This is a genomic window from Caballeronia calidae (assembly GCF_900044055.2).
Taxonomy (GTDB): domain Bacteria; phylum Pseudomonadota; class Gammaproteobacteria; order Burkholderiales; family Burkholderiaceae; genus Caballeronia; species Caballeronia calidae.
In genome coordinates, this window is record NZ_FCOX02000033.1 from 1 (window position 1) to 16146 (window position 16146).

At 65.4% G+C, this 16146-nt stretch carries 13 protein-coding genes; 6 read left to right on the forward strand and 7 right to left on the reverse strand.

Going from position 1 to position 16146, the window contains the following annotated elements; all coding sequences use genetic code 11:
• Window positions 1–331: 331 nt before the first annotated feature.
• Window positions 332–1153 (reverse strand): EAL domain-containing protein, encoded by an 822-nt coding sequence (locus AWB78_RS25750; protein ID WP_062608795.1) that lies wholly within the window; start codon window positions 1151–1153, stop codon window positions 332–334.
• 251 nt (window positions 1154–1404) lie between these two features.
• Between AWB78_RS25750 and hmgA the strand changes: the two genes are divergently transcribed.
• The 5 genes from hmgA to AWB78_RS25775 all read left to right on the forward strand — a co-directional run bounded on the left by hmgA (window position 1405) and on the right by AWB78_RS25775 (window position 6856).
• Window positions 1405–2742: a homogentisate 1,2-dioxygenase gene (gene hmgA, locus AWB78_RS25755; protein ID WP_062608796.1), complete on the forward strand. Its 1338-nt coding sequence runs from the start codon at window positions 1405–1407 to the stop codon at window positions 2740–2742.
• Entirely contained in the window at window positions 2739–4025 is a 1287-nt protein-coding gene (gene fahA / locus AWB78_RS25760) for a fumarylacetoacetase (protein WP_062608797.1), read from the forward strand. Before hmgA ends, fahA begins: the two co-directional genes overlap by 4 nt.
• Before the next feature lie 54 nt (window positions 4026–4079).
• Window positions 4080–5435, forward strand: a complete 1356-nt coding sequence (locus tag AWB78_RS25765; RefSeq protein WP_062608798.1) for an MFS transporter — start codon at window positions 4080–4082, stop codon at window positions 5433–5435.
• Between the two features lie 284 nt (window positions 5436–5719).
• Window positions 5720–6466: a hypothetical protein gene (locus AWB78_RS25770; RefSeq protein WP_062608799.1), complete on the forward strand. Its 747-nt coding sequence runs from the start codon at window positions 5720–5722 to the stop codon at window positions 6464–6466.
• A 6-nt stretch (window positions 6467–6472) separates the two neighbouring features.
• A complete protein-coding gene (locus AWB78_RS25775) occupies window positions 6473–6856 on the forward strand; it encodes a hypothetical protein (RefSeq protein WP_232477879.1) in 384 nt (127 codons plus the stop codon).
• Window positions 6857–6950: 94 nt separating this feature from the next.
• Here the strand turns inward: AWB78_RS25775 and AWB78_RS25780 are convergent, their stop codons facing one another.
• Together AWB78_RS25780 and AWB78_RS25785 are read right to left on the reverse strand one after the other, a co-directional pair.
• On the reverse strand, window positions 6951–8108 hold the full coding sequence (locus tag AWB78_RS25780; protein ID WP_062608800.1) for an MFS transporter: 1158 nt from the start codon (window positions 8106–8108) through the stop codon (window positions 6951–6953).
• Between the two features lie 22 nt (window positions 8109–8130).
• Window positions 8131–9303, reverse strand: coding sequence for an MFS transporter (locus AWB78_RS25785; protein ID WP_062608873.1), 1173 nt, complete (start codon window positions 9301–9303; stop codon window positions 8131–8133).
• A 316-nt stretch (window positions 9304–9619) separates the two neighbouring features.
• Here AWB78_RS25785 and AWB78_RS25790 point away from each other — a divergent pair, with 316 nt between their 5' ends.
• Window positions 9620–10063, forward strand: a complete 444-nt coding sequence (locus tag AWB78_RS25790; RefSeq protein ID WP_082883424.1) for a hypothetical protein — start codon at window positions 9620–9622, stop codon at window positions 10061–10063.
• Here AWB78_RS25790 and pdeM read toward each other — a convergent pair.
• Genes pdeM through AWB78_RS25810 form a run of 4 tightly spaced genes read right to left on the reverse strand, consistent with a single transcriptional unit; the run spans window position 10026 to window position 16047 of the window.
• A complete protein-coding gene (gene pdeM, locus AWB78_RS25795; RefSeq protein WP_062608801.1) occupies window positions 10026–10715 on the reverse strand; it encodes a ligase-associated DNA damage response endonuclease PdeM in 690 nt (229 codons plus the stop codon). The genes AWB78_RS25790 and pdeM overlap by 38 nt on opposite strands.
• A complete protein-coding gene (locus tag AWB78_RS25800) occupies window positions 10716–13316 on the reverse strand; it encodes a ligase-associated DNA damage response DEXH box helicase (RefSeq protein ID WP_062608802.1) in 2601 nt (866 codons plus the stop codon).
• Window positions 13313–14980: an ATP-dependent DNA ligase gene (locus AWB78_RS25805; protein WP_062608803.1), complete on the reverse strand. Its 1668-nt coding sequence runs from the start codon at window positions 14978–14980 to the stop codon at window positions 13313–13315. Before AWB78_RS25805 ends, AWB78_RS25800 begins: the two co-directional genes overlap by 4 nt.
• Complete coding sequence (locus tag AWB78_RS25810) at window positions 14977–16047, reverse strand: ligase-associated DNA damage response exonuclease (protein WP_374729491.1); 1071 nt, start codon at window positions 16045–16047, stop codon at window positions 14977–14979. The genes AWB78_RS25805 and AWB78_RS25810 overlap by 4 nt, the downstream gene beginning before the upstream one ends.
• Window positions 16048–16146 lie beyond the last annotated feature (99 nt).

The following is a 16146-nucleotide window of genomic DNA, read 5'->3' on the forward strand; positions in this document are numbered from 1 at the left end:
GTGACAGACCGTGCGCGATCCAAGCCCGGTAAGGCCTATGAGGGCACTCGCTACTGCCGGACCACGAGAGTGCTTCTGTGCCGGGGCCGGTGTGAAGTACTTTGGATGGGGATAGCTGTTTCTTTGGTTACTTTCTTTGCAGCAGCAAAGAAAGTGACTGCCGCCCCGCACAGGGGCAGTGCAAATAGACCGACGCGAAAACAGGAAGTCCATAGAAGCCGAACGCAAAGTTAGCAGCAGCGAAGAAAGTGACTGCCGCCCCGCACAGGGGCAACGCTAATAGACCGACACGAAAACAGGATTTCACGAAAGCGCCTGCAAACCCAAACCCCTATCTCCCATGCACAGGATGTGCATCAAACACCGGCCCCTGCACAAAATGCACATCGAACTGCTGCAGCGCGTTGAACATGGCCTCATCCGAAACATTCGAAAAGATGAGCGGAATCTTCAACCGATGCGCATAAGCCACGAGATGCTTCACCACGGAATCACGCAAAGCCGCGCCGGCATCCATCTTGATGAAGTCGAGCCGCGCCATATCCGACACTGACATGATCTGCCCGGCATTGGGCAAATTCCCGGCGACTTTGAACCCGTAATGCTGATAGCTCTTGGTGAGATACCCGAGAAACGTCTTGTGCGCGACCGCCGCCGCGGGCAGCTCGATCACCACACGCGATGGGCTCATGCCGAACTCCATCAGCACGGAAGAGAAGTGCAGCCCGTGGTCGTACTTCACGCTCTTCAGAAGCCGCTCATGCACGCGCAGGAACAGCAACCCCGGCCGATGCGGCCCGAAGAAATTGAACGCATGGAGCGCCCGCGATAACCGGTCCAGCGCGACCAGCTCGCGATCATGCTCCAGCTGACCGAACGGATCGCGCGGCGCATCGCCCTGGATCAGCGTCATCGCCTGCACGCCGAGTTCATCGCCGAAACGCTCGGCACTCTCCGGCGATGCACTCAATGTCTGCGGAAAACTATGCGTGCCGACATCGAAGATCGGCTCGTACGCACTCGAGATGCACAGATCGCCGTAATGCGCGATCGCCTGCCCGGCATGCTCGCTCTCTCCGAGCACGATATGCGCGCCAAGAAACGGATGCCGCGCGGCGCGGGCGACGAGTTCAGGCAAGGACGGGGCGATCATGGATGGAGCGTTCGAGTTCGTGAGGCGTGCCGTACCGGGCGATTTTCATTCGAATGGTCGATGGTATCAGCGCGCAACACCGCGTCCAGCACCAAATTCACATATTGATATGCCGGCAAGAGCGCGTCGATTAAGGGTTTACGATGAATTTCACTAATCGTAATTGGTTTTACTATGCGTAAAACGCAGCGACGGAAGGCCGCACGGTTTCCATCGTCTGCATCGCCGATCACCCGCCGAGGATTTCGACCATGCCAACGTTCGAGACGCACACGGACGCGAACCAGCACTACCAGTCCGGTTTCGCCAATGATTTCGCCACGGAGGCGCTGCCGGGCGCGCTGCCGATCGGCCGCAACTCGCCGCAGCGCGCGGCTTACGGGCTCTACGCCGAGCAGCTTTCGGGCACGGCGTTCACCGCGCCGCGCTCCCACAACCGCCGTTCGTGGCTGTATCGCATTCGGCCAGGCGCGGTGCACAAGCCGTTCACGCGCATACCCGCCGAGATGCTGCGGGCGAAGCTCGTCGCCAATTTCGCCGACGTTCCCGCGACGCCGCCGAACCAGCTTCGTTGGGACCCGCTGCCGATGCCCGCCGCGCCGACCGATTTCATCGACGGCTGGGTGACGATGGCCGGCAACGGCGCCGCCGAATCGATGACCGGATGCGCGATTCATCTCTACGCCGCGAACCGCTCGATGCAGGACCGCTTCTTCTACAACTCCGACGGCGAACTGCTGATCGTGCCGCAGCAAGGGCGGCTCGCGATCTGGACGGAGCTGGGCAAGGTGGATGTCGAACCGTATGAGATCGCGGTGATTCCGCGCGGCGTGCGCTTCTCGGTCGCGCTGCCCGATGGCGAAGCGCGCGGCTACATCTGCGAGAACTTCGGCGCGCTCTTGCAACTGCCGGATCTCGGGCCGATCGGCTCGAACGGGCTCGCGAACCCGCGCGACTTCCTCACGCCGAACGCCGCGTATGAAGACCGCGAAGGCAGGTTCGAACTCGTCACGAAGTTGAACGGCGTGCTGTGGCGCGCGGATATCGGTCATTCGCCGCTCGATGTCGTCGCGTGGCACGGCAACTATGCGCCGTACAAGTACGACCTGCGCCACTTCAATACCATCGGCTCGATCAGCTACGACCATCCGGATCCGTCCATCTTTCTCGTGCTGCAGTCGCCGAGCGACACGCCGGGCGTCGATACGATCGACTTCGTGATCTTCCCGCCGCGCTGGCTCGCCGCCGAGGATACGTTCCGTCCGCCCTGGTTCCATCGCAATGTCGCGAGCGAGTTCATGGGTCTCGTGCACGGCGTCTACGACGCGAAGGCCGAAGGCTTCGTGCCAGGCGGCGCGAGCCTGCACAACTGCATGTCGGGACACGGGCCGGACGCGGAGACGTTCGAGAAGGCATCGAATAGCGATACGACGAAGCCCGCCAAGGTCGACGCCACGATGGCCTTCATGTTCGAGACGCGCAATCTCATCAAGCCGACGCAGTTCGCGCTCGAAACCGCGCAACTTCAGGCGAATTACTACGAGTGCTGGCAAGGCCTCACGAAACACTTCAACCCGGAGCAACGATGAACGACGCGCTCAAAGCCACACTCGCGCCCACGCTGAAGAGCTGGATCGAATCCGCGAACGATCCCGCGAGCGACTTCCCGATCCAGAACCTGCCGTTCGGCATTTTCAGCGACGCGGTGAACGTCGCGCCGCGCGCGGGCATCGCGATCGGCGACTGGATCGTCGATCTCGCGGTGCTCGAACGGGCGGGTCTTCTCGACGCGCAAGGCACGTTCGACAAACCGCGCCTGAACGATTTCATCGCGCTCGGACGCGAGAAGTCGCGTGAAGTCCGCATCGCGCTTTCGGCGTTGCTCGCGCAGGGCAACGCGACGTTGCGCGACGATGAAACGCTGCGCCGCCGCGCGCTCGTGCCGCGCTCCGACGCGACGATGCATCTGCCCGTCGACATTCCCGGCTACACGGATTTCTATTCGTCGAAGGAGCACGCGACCAATGTCGGCTCGATGTTCCGCGATCCGAAGAACGCGCTGTTGCCGAACTGGTCGGAGTTGCCGGTGGGTTATAACGGGCGCGCGTCGTCGGTGGTGGTGAGCGGCACGCCGGTGCGCCGCCCGAACGGCCAGATCAAGCTGCCGAATGAAGACCGGCCGGTGTTCAGCGCGTGCCGCAAGCTGGATATCGAACTGGAGACGGGCTTCATCATCGGCCGCGGCAATACGCTCGGCGAGCCGATCGCGTGCGAGGAGGCCGAGGCGCATATCTTCGGCATGGTGCTGCTCAACGACTGGAGCGCGCGCGATATCCAGCAGTGGGAATACGTCCCGCTCGGGCCGTTCAACTCGAAGGGCTTCGCGACGACCATCTCGCCGTGGATCGTCACGCTCGATGCGCTCGAGCCGTTCCGCACCGCGACGCCCGCGCAGGAGCCGCAGCCGCTCGCGTATCTGCGTCACGAAGGCGATCACGCGTTCGATATCGAACTGCAAGTGACGCTGCGTCCCGAAGGCGCGCAAAAGCCGACGACCCTTTCGCGCACCAACTTCAAGCTGATGTACTGGTCGATGGCGCAGCAGCTCGCGCATCACACCGTCGGCGGCTGCAATACGCGTGTCGGCGATCTGATGGGCTCCGGCACGATCAGCGGCCCGACGCCGGAATCGTGCGGCAGCCTGCTCGAAAGCACGTGGAACGGGCAGCGGCCGTTGAAGCTGGAAGAGGGCGGCGAGCGCGTGTTCCTGCAGGACGGCGATGAAGTCACCTTGCGCGGATGGTGTCAGGGTGACGGGTATCGCGTGGGGTTCGGGGAGTGTGTGGGCGAGATCGTGGCGGCCCGTGCCTGATCCACGAAGCGGCCCCGGCGCGGGCCGCTTCTCTTTTGAGCAAAGGAGACAGACATGGTGAGAGAGACGACCGCGCACGGCAACGTGATCGATGTCGAGCGCGCGCTGGGCGACGCGCATCGGCCCGCGTTCCAGTTCATGCTGCTCGCGCTGTGCGGGCTGTGCCTCGTGATCGACGGTTTCGACGCGCAGGCGATGGGCTACGTCGCGCCCGCCGTCATCGCCGACTGGCACGTGTCGAAAGCCGCGCTCGGGCCGGTGTTCAGCGCGAGCCTCTTCGGCATGCTGCTCGGCGCGCTCGGACTTTCGGTGCTGGCGGACCGCATCGGGCGGCGTCCGGTGCTGATCGGCGCGACGCTGTTCTTTGGCCTGTCGATGATCGCTACCGCCTGGACCCGCGACCTGACCGTGCTCACCGCGCTGCGCTTCATCACGGGCCTCGGGCTCGGCTGCATCATGCCGAATGCGATGGCGCTCGTCGGCGAGTTCTCGACGGCGGAGCATCGCGTGAAGCGGATGATGCTCGTGTCATGCGGCTTCACGCTCGGCGCCGCGCTCGGCGGCTTCCTGAGCGCGGCGCTGATTCCCGCGTTCGGCTGGCGCTCGGTGTTCTGGATCGGCGGCGCGGTGCCGCTGCTGCTCGCGCTGGCGATGATCGCCGCGCTGCCGGAATCGCTGCAGTTTCTGGTGCTGAGGGGGCGCGAGGCGCGCGCGAAGGCATGGCTCGCGAAGTTCGATCCGGCGCTGCCGATCGATGCATCCACGCGTCTCGTCGTGCGCGAGAAGGCGAGCGGCGGCGCGCCGGTGGCCGAGCTGTTCCGCGCGGGCCGCGGGCCGGTCACGCTGATCCTGTGGGCGATCAGCTTCATGAATCTCATCGACCTGTATTTCCTGTCGAACTGGCTGCCGACCGTGATGCGCGACGCGGGCTACACGCAAGGCATGGCGGTGCTCGTCGGCACCTTGTTGCAGACCGGTGGCGTGCTCGGGACGTTGTCGCTCGGCTGGTTCATCGAGCGCTTCGGCTTCGTGCGCGTGCTGCTCGCGTGCTTCGGGCTGGGCGCAGTGTGCGTCGGATTGATCGGCGGCGTCGCGCATGTGCAGCTGTGGCTCTTCGTGACGGTGTTCGCGAGCGGCTTTTGCATCGTCGGCGGACAGCCGGCGGTCAACGCGCTCGCGGGTCACTACTATCCGACGGCGCTGCGTTCGACCGGCATCGGCTGGAGCCTGGGCATCGGGCGCGTGGGCTCGGTGATCGGGCCGCTCGTCGGCGGGCAGATGATCGCGCTCGGATGGAGCAATGTCGCACTGTTCCACGCGGCGGCCCTGCCGGTGTTGTGCTCGACTGCTCTGGTGGCCGTGCTGGCATTCGTGCGGCGCGAGAAGGGCGGGGCCGTGCAGGCGGCTTGACGCGGTTTCGAGGGGAGCGCGCCTGGTCCGATACTGAGAACGCAGCTGATCAGCGACGATGTTATGAGTAACTTGTTGTTGAATTCGACGGACTAGGCTGGTTCCGTTGCTTGGTTATTCCTCGCGTGACGGTGCGTGTAAGAAAGGAAACGCCCCGACGGATGCCTCGCGTTCAATGAAGCAGACGCGGGGCATTCAATATTTATTACGCATATCGAATTATTTATCGAGTAGGGTTTTCTCATTGTAAATTCAGCGAACTCGGGCGGCGCTCGACGAGGCGGATGTTCAAGAACACCACTGTCCTGTCCATATCGGGCCGCATATATCAATACTTTCAGCGAAGCCTGACCATGACGAAGAATCGCTGGGATGACAAGACATATGTGATCTGCGAGTCTTTCTTCTTTCAAGCGCAGTTGGACCCGTTTGAAGTGCACGCCGCGAAAGTCGAGGCCGATACCATCGACTTTCTCGAATGCGTTGGCCGAACCCCCGACTATATCGATCCACGCATCGAGCTCGACGACGTGCGACAACTTCTGCACGGCCGCATCGTGAGCGGAAGCGAATGGCACGGCCCGGTTGGAGAGCAGTTTCCGGATGATCAACTGATTCCAGCCTTCGTGCGTGAATTGGAGCGTCGTAAGCTAATCGCGATCGAGTATGAGTGGCCACATACATCACCGATCGCGTCCGCCGAGGAGATCAGCCAGCGACAGAAGCTTCGACCGGACGAAGTCAGGCGCCCGGCGCATGCATCGCTGGACGGGAAGCCGTTCGAATACACGGAAGAAGGCGTCGGCACCGACGCCGAGCAAGTCGCCGGAATGCCATTCAACGGTGCGCCAGGAGCGTGGGCATCCAGCATGCCAGGCAAGATGCTGCAATTGCGGCAGTACGGCGCGGACGGGCGACCACTGACCGACTTCGATCTGGAAGCGCATCATGGCAATCCGAATCCCCATGCGCATAATTGGAGCAACGGAGCGCGCGATGAAGGCGCGCCCGTCTCCTTGCTCCCTTGGTGACTCGCCATGTCGATCACACTGCTAGACGAATGGAACAACTTCCACGATTGGTATCTCGACAGCATAACCATCGGTCCGAACTCGGAGCCGAGACGCGTCGTGCTCGGTTTGCATCGGCAAGAGGCGCGCGTGACGATCGATTTCAGCGGCGTAACGTGTCTCGTACTGGACGGACTGGGGCTGTTGAACATCGTCTACGCCATCGAGGTGATCGAGCCGACCGACGAGAACCACGCGCGGGTCAGAGCCGCTCTCGAAAAGGGAGAGCGCCTCTCGGACAGAAGCGGAGGGCAGACGGTCTTCATGTACTCGACCTTGGGCGCCGAACTCGCAATCGAATTCGACGCGCTTTCGATCAGGTCCATTGGGTCCGAAGCAGCGCCAGGGTAGCCGGTAGACACCGGCGAATGCCAGTCGCAAACGCAAGTCGCGCGATGTGCATTGGCATACGGCGGCCGCCGGCTTTCGGGCGAATGTCGAAGGCCTAAACGGAACGACTCGCGGACATGCGCCCTTCCCACCACGCCGCCGCCACGAACGCCACCGCCGCGACCGTCAGCACGCCGATCAACGCATCCGCGCCGATACGCTGCATCAATGTTCCCGCGACGATCGGTCCGCCAAAACTCGCCACGCTCCACGACGCCCCGACGATCGCCGTCGCCGATACCAGCGTCGGGCCGCGAAAGCGCTCGCCGCACGCGACGATCGACAGCGTATAGACGCTGCCCGCCGCCGCGCCGATCACGAAGAGCAGCGGCCAGCAGATCCACGGATACGCGACCGCCCACGGCAAAAGCGGCAACAGCAGCGCCACGACGACACCCGCGCCCGCGTGCACCTTCGCGCGCCCGATGCGATCGGCGAGCCAGCCGATCGGGAACTGCATCGTGGTATCGCCGAACAGGATCGCGGACGCGAACAGCACGCCGATATCCTCGCCGATGCCATGCGACATCGCGAAGAGCGGCATCAGCGAAAGCGCGAGCGTATCGAAAAGCGCGAAGAAGCCGGTGCCGATCACGAGCGCCGGCATGCGCGGCAACACCTGCCGCCAGTCGCCGTGCTCGCCCTCTTCGGACGCCAGCGCGTGCGGCGTGCCGCGAATGGAGGCGAGCGCGGGCAGCGCCAGCAGGAAGATCGCGCCGCAGATCGCGAAGCGCATCGACGGCAGGCCGCCTATCGCGGTGATGAGCACCGGGCCCGTCATCTGAAAGAGCGTGAAGTTGGTCGCGTAGATCGCGACGACGCGCCCGCGCGTGGAATCGTCGGCGAGCTGCGTGACCCACGCCTCGCCGATGGTGAAGAGCAGCATCAGCGCCGCGCCGCACAGAAAGCGCAGCACGGCCCACAGCCACAGGTTCGCGGTGAACTGCATCGCGATGGTGGACAGCGCCGCGACGACCACCGTGCCGACGATCGTCTCGCGCGCGCCCAGACGCGCGGCGACGCGGCTCGCGAACGGTGCGATGGCGAGGCCGCCGCCCGCCTGCATCGCCGTCATCAGGCCGACGATATCGGTGCCGTGGCCCGCTTGCGTGAGCGCGAGCGCGGTCAGCGGCAGCGTCGCGCCGAGGCCTAAGCCGACCACCGCCACGCTCAGGATCAGCGCGAGAAAGTCACGCGAGAGAATGCCCTTCATTCACCGTGCCACCCGACGGAAATCAGGCAGCTTGTCCGATCGAAAGACGGCGCGCGCGCTTGTCGAGCGTCGCCGAGAGCAACGTGAGGCCGAACGCGCTTGCCGCCATCAGAATGCCGACCCACGGCAGCGACGTGAGCGGCGCACCCGCGCTGATCACGCAGCCGCCGAGCCACGCGCCCGTCGCGTTGCCGAGGTTGAACGCGCCCTGATTCAGCGTCGATGCGAGATTCGGCGCATCGCTCGCGCGGTTCACGATCAGCATTTGCAGCGGCGGCACGATCGCGAACGCGAGCACACCCCAGAAGAAGATCGTGATCATCGCCGAGACGGGCTCGTGCATCGTGCCCGCGAAGATCGTCAGAATCACGACGATCGCCAGAAGGAACGACAGCAGCGAACGCAGCAGCTTCCAGTCCGCGAGCTTGCCGCCGAGCGTGCTGCCCACCGTGAGTCCGAGGCCGAACAGCAGCAGCACATACGTGACCGCGTGCGGCGAAAAGCCCGTCACGTCCTCGAGGATAGGCGTGATATACGTGAACACCGAGAAAAGACTGGCCGATGCGAGCACGCTGATGCCGAGCACCATCAGCACTTGCGGATTCTTGAGCACGTCGAATTCGCGCAGGATGCTGGTCTCGCGCATCTCGATGTGCTTCGGCAGGCAGACGGCGAGCGCGCCCGCCGCCGCGATGCCGATCAGCGTGACGACCCAGAACGTCGAGCGCCAGCCCGCCGCCTGGCCGAGCGCGGTGCCGAGCGGCACGCCGAGCACGTTCGCGAGCGTGAGCCCGGTGAACATCAGCGCGATGGCCTGCGCGCGGCGGTTCGGCGCGACGAGATCGGCGGCGACCACCGAGCCGATGCCGAAGAACGCGCCGTGACAGAACGCGGTGACGATGCGCGCGCCCATCAGCACCCAGTAGTTCGGCGCGAGCGCGCACAGCAGATTGCCGACGATGAATACGCCGATCAGGTTCATCAGCGCCTTCTTGCGCGGCATCTTCGCGGTGACGACGGCGAGGATCGGCGCGCCCACCGTCACGCCGAGCGCATAGCCGGACACGAGCATGCCCGCCGCCGGAATCGTCACGCCGAGATCGCGCGCGACGTTGGGCAACAGGCCCATGATGACGAATTCGGTCGTGCCGATGCCGAACGCGGCAATGGCGAGAGCGAAAAGAGGCAGAGGCATGGCGGGGGGCGGCGCAAGTGTCACGCTTTCGGCGCGCATCGTCGGATTGAGCGATGCAGGCGTCGAGGCGGAATGGAAGGCTCGAATTGTACCGAAAGGGATTTTTTGATGCTGGTATAAACCCTGATGCCGATCGGCCCGGGCCATGCTTCGGCCTGAACGGATATTCTTACGGACGCGGCGCCGGCGCATGAGTCTTGCCGACGCCGCGCCACCATGCGTCAGATGTTCCCGGTAACACACGCGCGGGCACGCATTCGTTGCGCGCGCCGCTCGCCGGTGAGTGTTGGAAAAACGCAGCAACTACTCGATGAAGATGTCAACGATCAAAGCCCTTATCCGCACCGCCATCGCATCCGCGATGCTCTTCGCCACGCTCGCACACGCCCAGAGCGACGCCGCCGGCCCCATCGCCACGAAGGCGGGCGCGCTGAATTTCCTGCGCGATGAATCCGGCATGGCCGCGCTCATCGAGACTCAAGTGTTCGATCGCTTCGACGCGAAACGCATCGCGCACTTCGACGAAACGTCCGGCACGAGCGACACCGTCACGCGCATGCTCGTGCAATCCGACACCGGACCGGTGCTCTACGACTTCCGCCGCAATCCGCCGCTCGTGCAGCGCGTGAATCAGCGCATGACGGTCAAGCGTGTGTTCTGGCAGGGCGAGGAGGTGGTGATGCAATCGAATCTCGGCTGGTACGGATTCCAGCGTGGCAAGCTCACGAAGCTGCAATCGTCGACCTCGGTCTATCGCTGAGCGGAAACACGCGTTCGCCGGCGATCACGTAGACCGCTTCGCGGCGCACCTCGCCATTCACTTCGAAGCCACCCGTGAACGCGCCGAACGCGGGCAGCACGCCCGCGTTCGGGCCGATGCGAAAGCACGGCAGACGCACGCTGTCGACGCGCGTCGCGAGCCGATACACCGGATGCTCGTGGCCGGCGAGCGCGTAGGCGCCATCGACCGTCTGCGGATGATGGCAAAGCGCCCACGGCCCGAGCACGTGCGGCTCCTTCACGACCTCGACGCCGAACAGCGCGGGCAGCGCGCCCGCATGCTTGTCGTGATTGCCTTCGACGAGCACGAGCCTCAGCGCGCGATGTCTCGCGCGCCAGGCGGCGAGCGCGTCGAGCGTTTCGTCGGCATGGGACTCGCGCGCGTGCAGCAGGTCGCCGAGAAAGACGATCGATTCCGGACGATGCGCCGTGACGAGCGCATCGAGCCGCGCGAGACTTTCGCCCGTCGTGCCGATGGGCACCGGAATGCCGCGCGCGCGAAACACGGCATCCTTGCCGAAGTGGGCATCGGCGATGAAAAGGGTCTTCAGGAGCGGATCGAAGGCCGCGCGGTCCGCGGAGAGCAGAAGCGCATGGCCGTTCACATCGATGGTCAATGCCTCGGTCGTCATTTATGCCTTCGCCGCCTTCTCCAGATCCGCGAGCATGCGCTCGACGCGATCCGACAGCTTCTCCGTGCTCACCTTCTCCCGCAAGCGCGCGACGATCAGCGGAAACGCGAAAGGCGTCGGCTTCTTCGGATGCGTCAGGGCGAGCCGGCTTTCGCTCATGCGCTGCAGCGCCGCGCGGATGCGGCCGAGCTCGAGCTCCTGCAGCATCACTTCCTGATCCGCCTGCGCGAGCAGCAGATTGCCGCTGTCGTGCTTGCGAAAGACTTCGTAGAAGAGGCCGCTCGACGCCTGCAGTTGCCGCGCGCTTTTCTGCTGCCCCGGATGACCTTGATAGATGAGCCCCGACACCCGCGCGATCTCGCGAAAGCGCCGCGCCGACAGCTCCGATGCGTTCAGGCTCGCGAGAATGTCGTGCTCCAGATGCTCCGGTGAAAACAGGCCTTCCGCGATGAGTGTCTCCCAATCGAACGGCCGTGCCGACAGCAATTCGAAGCCGTAGTCGTTCATCGAAATGGAGAAGGTGCCCGGCCGGTCGCGCGATGCGCGCCAGCCGAGCAGCGACCCGAGCCCGATATGCGCCATGCGCCCCGCGAACGGATAGCAGAAGAAGTGATGCCCTTCGCGCGAGCGCACCAGTTCGACGACCAGCACGCCCGGCCCCGGCAGCGCCGACCACTTCGCCTGCAAGTCGAGCAGTGGCTTGACGGCGCGCATCTCGGGCTCGTCGTAGATGCCGTCGTTGGCGCGCGCGAGCATCACGAGCGCGGCGTCGGCCAACTCGGACGACAGCGGCATCTTGCTGCCCGCCCATTGCGGCATCGCACCGCGCGATGAGGTCGCGCGCTTCACGTAGGCGGTCATGTCGCGCACGCGCACGAGTTCGAGCGCGCGTCCGCCGAAGGTGAAGACATCGCCGGGCTTGAGACGCGAGATGAACGATTCCTCCATCGCGCCGATGCGCCCGCCCGTCATATACGCGACGCTGATGGTTGCGTTCGCAACTATCGTCCCGACGTTGTTGCGATGTCTGCGCACGAGATCGTCGCGCGGCACGCGATACACGCCGTCATCGCCTTTCACGACGCGATGAAAATCCGGATACGCCGCGAGCGACGTGCCGCCGCGCTCGACGAACGCGAGCGCCCAGTCGAACTCGGCTTGCGTCAGGTCGCGATACGCATAGGCGCTGCGCACTTCGTCCAGCATGTCATCGGGCGTGAAGCCGCCGCCGATCGCGACCGTCACGAGATGCTGCACGAGCACGTCGAGCGGCTTCAACGGCATGTCGCGTCCTTCGATGCGATGCTCGCCGATCGCCCAGCGCGCCGCGGCCGCTTCGACGAGCTCGAGCGCGTGCGTCGGCACGATCGACACGCGCGATACGCGGCCCGGCGCGTGGCCCGAGCGTCCGGCGCGCTGCATCAGTCGCGCGACGCCCTTCGGCGAGCCGATCTGAAACACGCGATCGACCGGCAGAAAGTCCACGCCGAGATCGAGACTCGACGTGCACACGACCGCCTTCAGTTGCCCGTTCTTGAGCCCGAGCTCGACCCAGTCGCGCACTTCCTTGTCGAGCGAGCCGTGATGCAGCGCGAGCAGGCCCGCCCATTCGGGCCGCAATTCGAGCAGCGCGCGATACCAGATTTCCGATTGCGAGCGCGTGTTGGTGAAGACGAGCGAGCTTTGCGCGCGATCGATCTCATCGGCGACGGGACCGACTTGCCGCACGCCTAGATGCCCGCCCCACGGAAAGCGCTCGATGGTCTCGGGAATCAGCGTATCGACGACGAGCGTTTTCGGGTGCGCGCCGCGCACGACGACGCGCGGCGTCTTCACGGGATGAAGCAGCGCATCGTGCGCGAGCGCGAGATTGCCGAGCGTCGCCGACAGTCCCCAGATTTGCAGATGGGGCCGCCAGCGCGCGAGCCGGGCGATCGCGAGTTGCGTCTGCGTGCCGCGCTTGTTGCCGAGCAGTTCATGCCATTCGTCGACGACGATCATGCGCAGATGCTTCAGCTCGTCGCGAGCATTGGTGCGCGTCAGCGTCAGCGTGAGGCTTTCGGGCGTCGTCACGAGCGCGGACGGCATGCGCCGGCTTTGGCGCGCGCGTTCGGTCGACGACGTATCGCCGGTGCGCAGCCCGATCGTCCACGGCACGGACAGCGCGCTCACGGCGGCCTGCAGCGCGCGGGCGGTGTCGGCGGCGAGCGCGCGCATCGGCGTGATCCAGAGCACGGTGAGCGGCGCGGGCAGGGCGTTCGGCTTCGGCGCTTTGTCCGCATACGCGGCGAGCGCGCCGAGCCACACGGCCCAGGTTTTGCCGGCGCCGGTCGTCGCGTGAAGCAGGCCGCTCGCGCCGCGCCCGATCTCGCGCCACGCGTCGCGCTGAAACTCGAACGGCTGCCAGCCGCGTTCGTCGAACCAGCGCGCGATGCGTTCATCGACAGGCTTTGCGGCTTGCGTTTCGTCGTAGGCGAAAGGCGCGGGCGTGAAAAGCTCGGCGGCGGCATCGAGCTTCGCCTGGGCGGCGCGCGTGCGCGGCACGCGGCGCGGTCGCGGGGCGCGGCGCTTGCGCTCGTCCGCCGATTCGGGCGCGCTCATGCCGTCGCCTCGTTCAGAAAGCCCTTGAGGATATCGAGCGTATCGGCGTCTTCGATCTTCTTGTCGGTGCGCCAGCGCAGCATGCGCGGAAAGCGCACCGCGATGCCCGACTTGTGGCGCGGGCTCGCCTGTATGCCTTCGAAGCCGATCTCGAAGACGAGCGTCGGCGTCACGCTTCTCACCGGCCCGAACTTTTCGATGGTCGTCTTGCGCACGATTGCATCGACCTGGCGCATTTCCTCGTCGGTGAGTCCGGAATAGGCCTTCGCGAAGGGCACGAGCGTGCGCGTGCCGTCGGCTTCGTCCCAGACGGCGAAGGTGAAATCCGTGTAGAGGCTCGCGCGCCGTCCGTGGCCGCGTTGCGCATAGAGCAGCACCGCGTCGATGGAATACGGATCGATCTTCCACTTCCACCACGTGCCCGATGCCTTCGTGCGCCCGACGCCGTACATCGACGCGCGCTCCTTCAGCATCAGGCCTTCGACGCCGCGCGCGCGGCTCTCGTCGCGCAACGCGGAAAGCGCCGGCCAGTCCGGTGCGACGACCATCGGGGATACGCGCAGCAGATCCATCGCGAGCGAGGTGGAGAGCGCGTGCGCGAGCGCATCGAGCTGCGCGCGTCGCGCATGGAGCGGCTCGGTGCGCAGATCGCGGCCGTTGGCTTCGAGCAGATCGTAGGCGAGCAGCGCGGCGGGCGAATCGGCGAGCACTTTCTTCGTGAGCGACTTGCGCGTGATGCGCGGCTGCAGTCGCGCGAACGGCAGCGGCGCGCTCGCGCCCGGCTCCCACGCGAGAATTTCGCCGTCGATCACCGTGCCGTCGGGCAGCGCCGCACCGAGCGACGCGAGCTCCGGAAAGCGCTCCGTGACGAGATCCTCGCCGCGCGACCAGATCCACACGCGGCCCGCGCGCTTCACGAGCTGCGCGCGTATGCCGTCCCACTTCCATTCGGCGATCCAGTCATCGGGCGAGCCGAGCGTCGCGGGATCGGCCTGCAGCGGATGCGCGAGAAAGAACGGATAGGGCAGGCCGATATCGCTTTCGTGCGGTGTGTCGACGTCGTCGCCTTCGGCTGCGGGTGCGACGAGCCGAAGATAGCGCGCCGCGCTCGGCGCCTGCCGCGAATCGGTCCAGCCGACCATGCGCTGCGCGATGCGCTTGTGATCGACGCCCGCGACTTCCGCGAGCGCGCGCACGACGAGCTGCCGCGCGACGCCCACGCGGAAACCGCCGCCGATCAGCTTCGTCAGCAGAAAGCGCTCGCTCCAGTTCAGCTCGTCCCAGTAGCTCAACAGCCGTTCACGCAATTCCGAAGGGTTCGCGCCGCGCAGCGTCAGCACGCGCTCCTCGATCCATTGCGCGAGCCCGAGCGACGATTCGCCCGACGCCGGCGGCAGCACATGCGCGATGGTTTCGGCGAGATCGCCGACCGCCTGATACGACTCTTCGAAGAGCCATTCCGGCAAGCCCGCGCGTTCGCGCGCGAACTCGGTCAGCAGGCGCGTCGGCACCGACTGGCGCGGCTTGCCGCCCGCGAGAAAGTACGATGCCCACGCGGCATCTTCAGGCTCCGCGGCCGAGAAATAGGCGATCAGCGCTTCGAGCTTTTCGTTGGTCGAGGTCGTCGCGTCGAGCGCGGCGTAGAGCGTCGCGAAGCGTTTCATGTCGCGGCGGTCTCGGGCTGCGCGGTGTCGGCTTCGATGGCGTCGTCGCCGTATTCGGTCTTGAAGGCGCCCGCATCGAGCCCCTGCTCGCAGAGCCAGCGCACCATCGGCTCGATCTGTCCGTGCGTGACGATCACGCGCTCAGCGCCCGTCGCGCCGATCGCGAGTTGCAGGCCGGGCCAGTCGGCGTGATCGGAGAGCACAAAACCGCGATCGACGCCCTTGCGCCTTCGCGTGCCGCGCAGACGCATCCAGCCGGACGCGAAGGCGTCGCTGTAATCGCCGAAGCGGCGCATCCACGTGCTGCCCTGCGCGGACGGCGGCGCGACGATCAGCGCGCCCTTGAACGCCGCCTTGTCCTTCGCGGCGATCTCGCTGACGAGGCGCGTGTGCGGCAACGCGATGCCCGCGTCGCGATACGCGCGATTGAGCGGCTCGACCGCGCCGTGACAGAAGATCGGACCGATGGCGGCATCGACGCCCGCGAGAATGCGCTGCGCCTTGCCGAACGAATAGCTGAAGAGCACCGACGCGCGCCCTTGCGCCGCGTTGTGCCGCCACCATGAATCGATGCCGTCGAAGACATCGCGCGAGCTGTCCCATCGATAGATCGGCAGGCCGAACGTCGATTCGGTGATGAACGTATCGCAGCGCACGGGCTCGAAGGGCGCGCAGGTCGGATCGGGCTCGACCTTGTAATCGCCGGATGCGACCCACACGCGTCCCTTGTGCTCGACGCGCACCTGCGCCGAGCCGAGCACGTGTCCGGCGGGATGCAGCGACACGCGCACACCGTTCACGACGATTGCTTCCCCGTAGGCGAGCCCCTGCACATCGATGCCCGGAAGCCGCGACAGCAACACGCCGACGCCCGGCTCGGCAGCGAGGTAATGCGCGTGACCGAAGCGCGCATGATCCGCGTGCGCGTGCGTGATGACAGCGCGTTCGACGGGCCGCCACGGATCGATATGAAAGTTGCCCGGCACGCAGAAAAGTCCCTCGGGCCGCGCGACGATGAGGTCGGAAGAAGTGTCCACTGATCGTTGAGCGATGCGCGCGCGATGCATGCAAGGCATCCGGATGACATGCATGCCGCCGCGCCATGCGGGAGTGTTCGATTCTGGCAACAAAAGCACGCCGCGTGCCCGTCATGGCGCTTTCATGAA

Bases quoted from the DNA above. Each gene is read 5' to 3' on its own strand.
- AWB78_RS25785 (WP_062608873.1), bottom strand. From the start codon at position 9,303: ATGCCTCTGCCTCTTTTCGCTCTCGCCATTGCCGCGTTCGGCATCGGC.
- AWB78_RS25750 (WP_062608795.1), bottom strand. From the start codon at position 1,153: ATGATCGCCCCGTCCTTGCCTGAACTCGTCGCCCGCGCCGCGCGGCAT.
- AWB78_RS25790 (WP_082883424.1), top strand. From the start codon at position 9,620: ATGTCAACGATCAAAGCCCTTATCCGCACCGCCATCGCATCCGCGATG.
- pdeM (WP_062608801.1), bottom strand. From the start codon at position 10,715: ATGACGACCGAGGCATTGACCATCGATGTGAACGGCCATGCGCTTCTG.
- AWB78_RS25800 (WP_062608802.1), bottom strand. From the start codon at position 13,316: ATGAGCGCGCCCGAATCGGCGGACGAGCGCAAGCGCCGCGCCCCGCGA.
- AWB78_RS25780 (WP_062608800.1), bottom strand. From the start codon at position 8,108: ATGAAGGGCATTCTCTCGCGTGACTTTCTCGCGCTGATCCTGAGCGTG.
- AWB78_RS25765 (WP_062608798.1), top strand. From the start codon at position 4,080: ATGGTGAGAGAGACGACCGCGCACGGCAACGTGATCGATGTCGAGCGC.
- AWB78_RS25805 (WP_062608803.1), bottom strand. From the start codon at position 14,980: ATGAAACGCTTCGCGACGCTCTACGCCGCGCTCGACGCGACGACCTCG.
- hmgA (WP_062608796.1), top strand. From the start codon at position 1,405: ATGCCAACGTTCGAGACGCACACGGACGCGAACCAGCACTACCAGTCC.
- AWB78_RS25775 (WP_232477879.1), top strand. From the start codon at position 6,473: ATGTCGATCACACTGCTAGACGAATGGAACAACTTCCACGATTGGTAT.
- fahA (WP_062608797.1), top strand. From the start codon at position 2,739: ATGAACGACGCGCTCAAAGCCACACTCGCGCCCACGCTGAAGAGCTGG.
- AWB78_RS25770 (WP_062608799.1), top strand. From the start codon at position 5,720: ATGTTCAAGAACACCACTGTCCTGTCCATATCGGGCCGCATATATCAA.
- AWB78_RS25810 (WP_374729491.1), bottom strand. From the start codon at position 16,047: ATGCATCGCGCGCGCATCGCTCAACGATCAGTGGACACTTCTTCCGAC.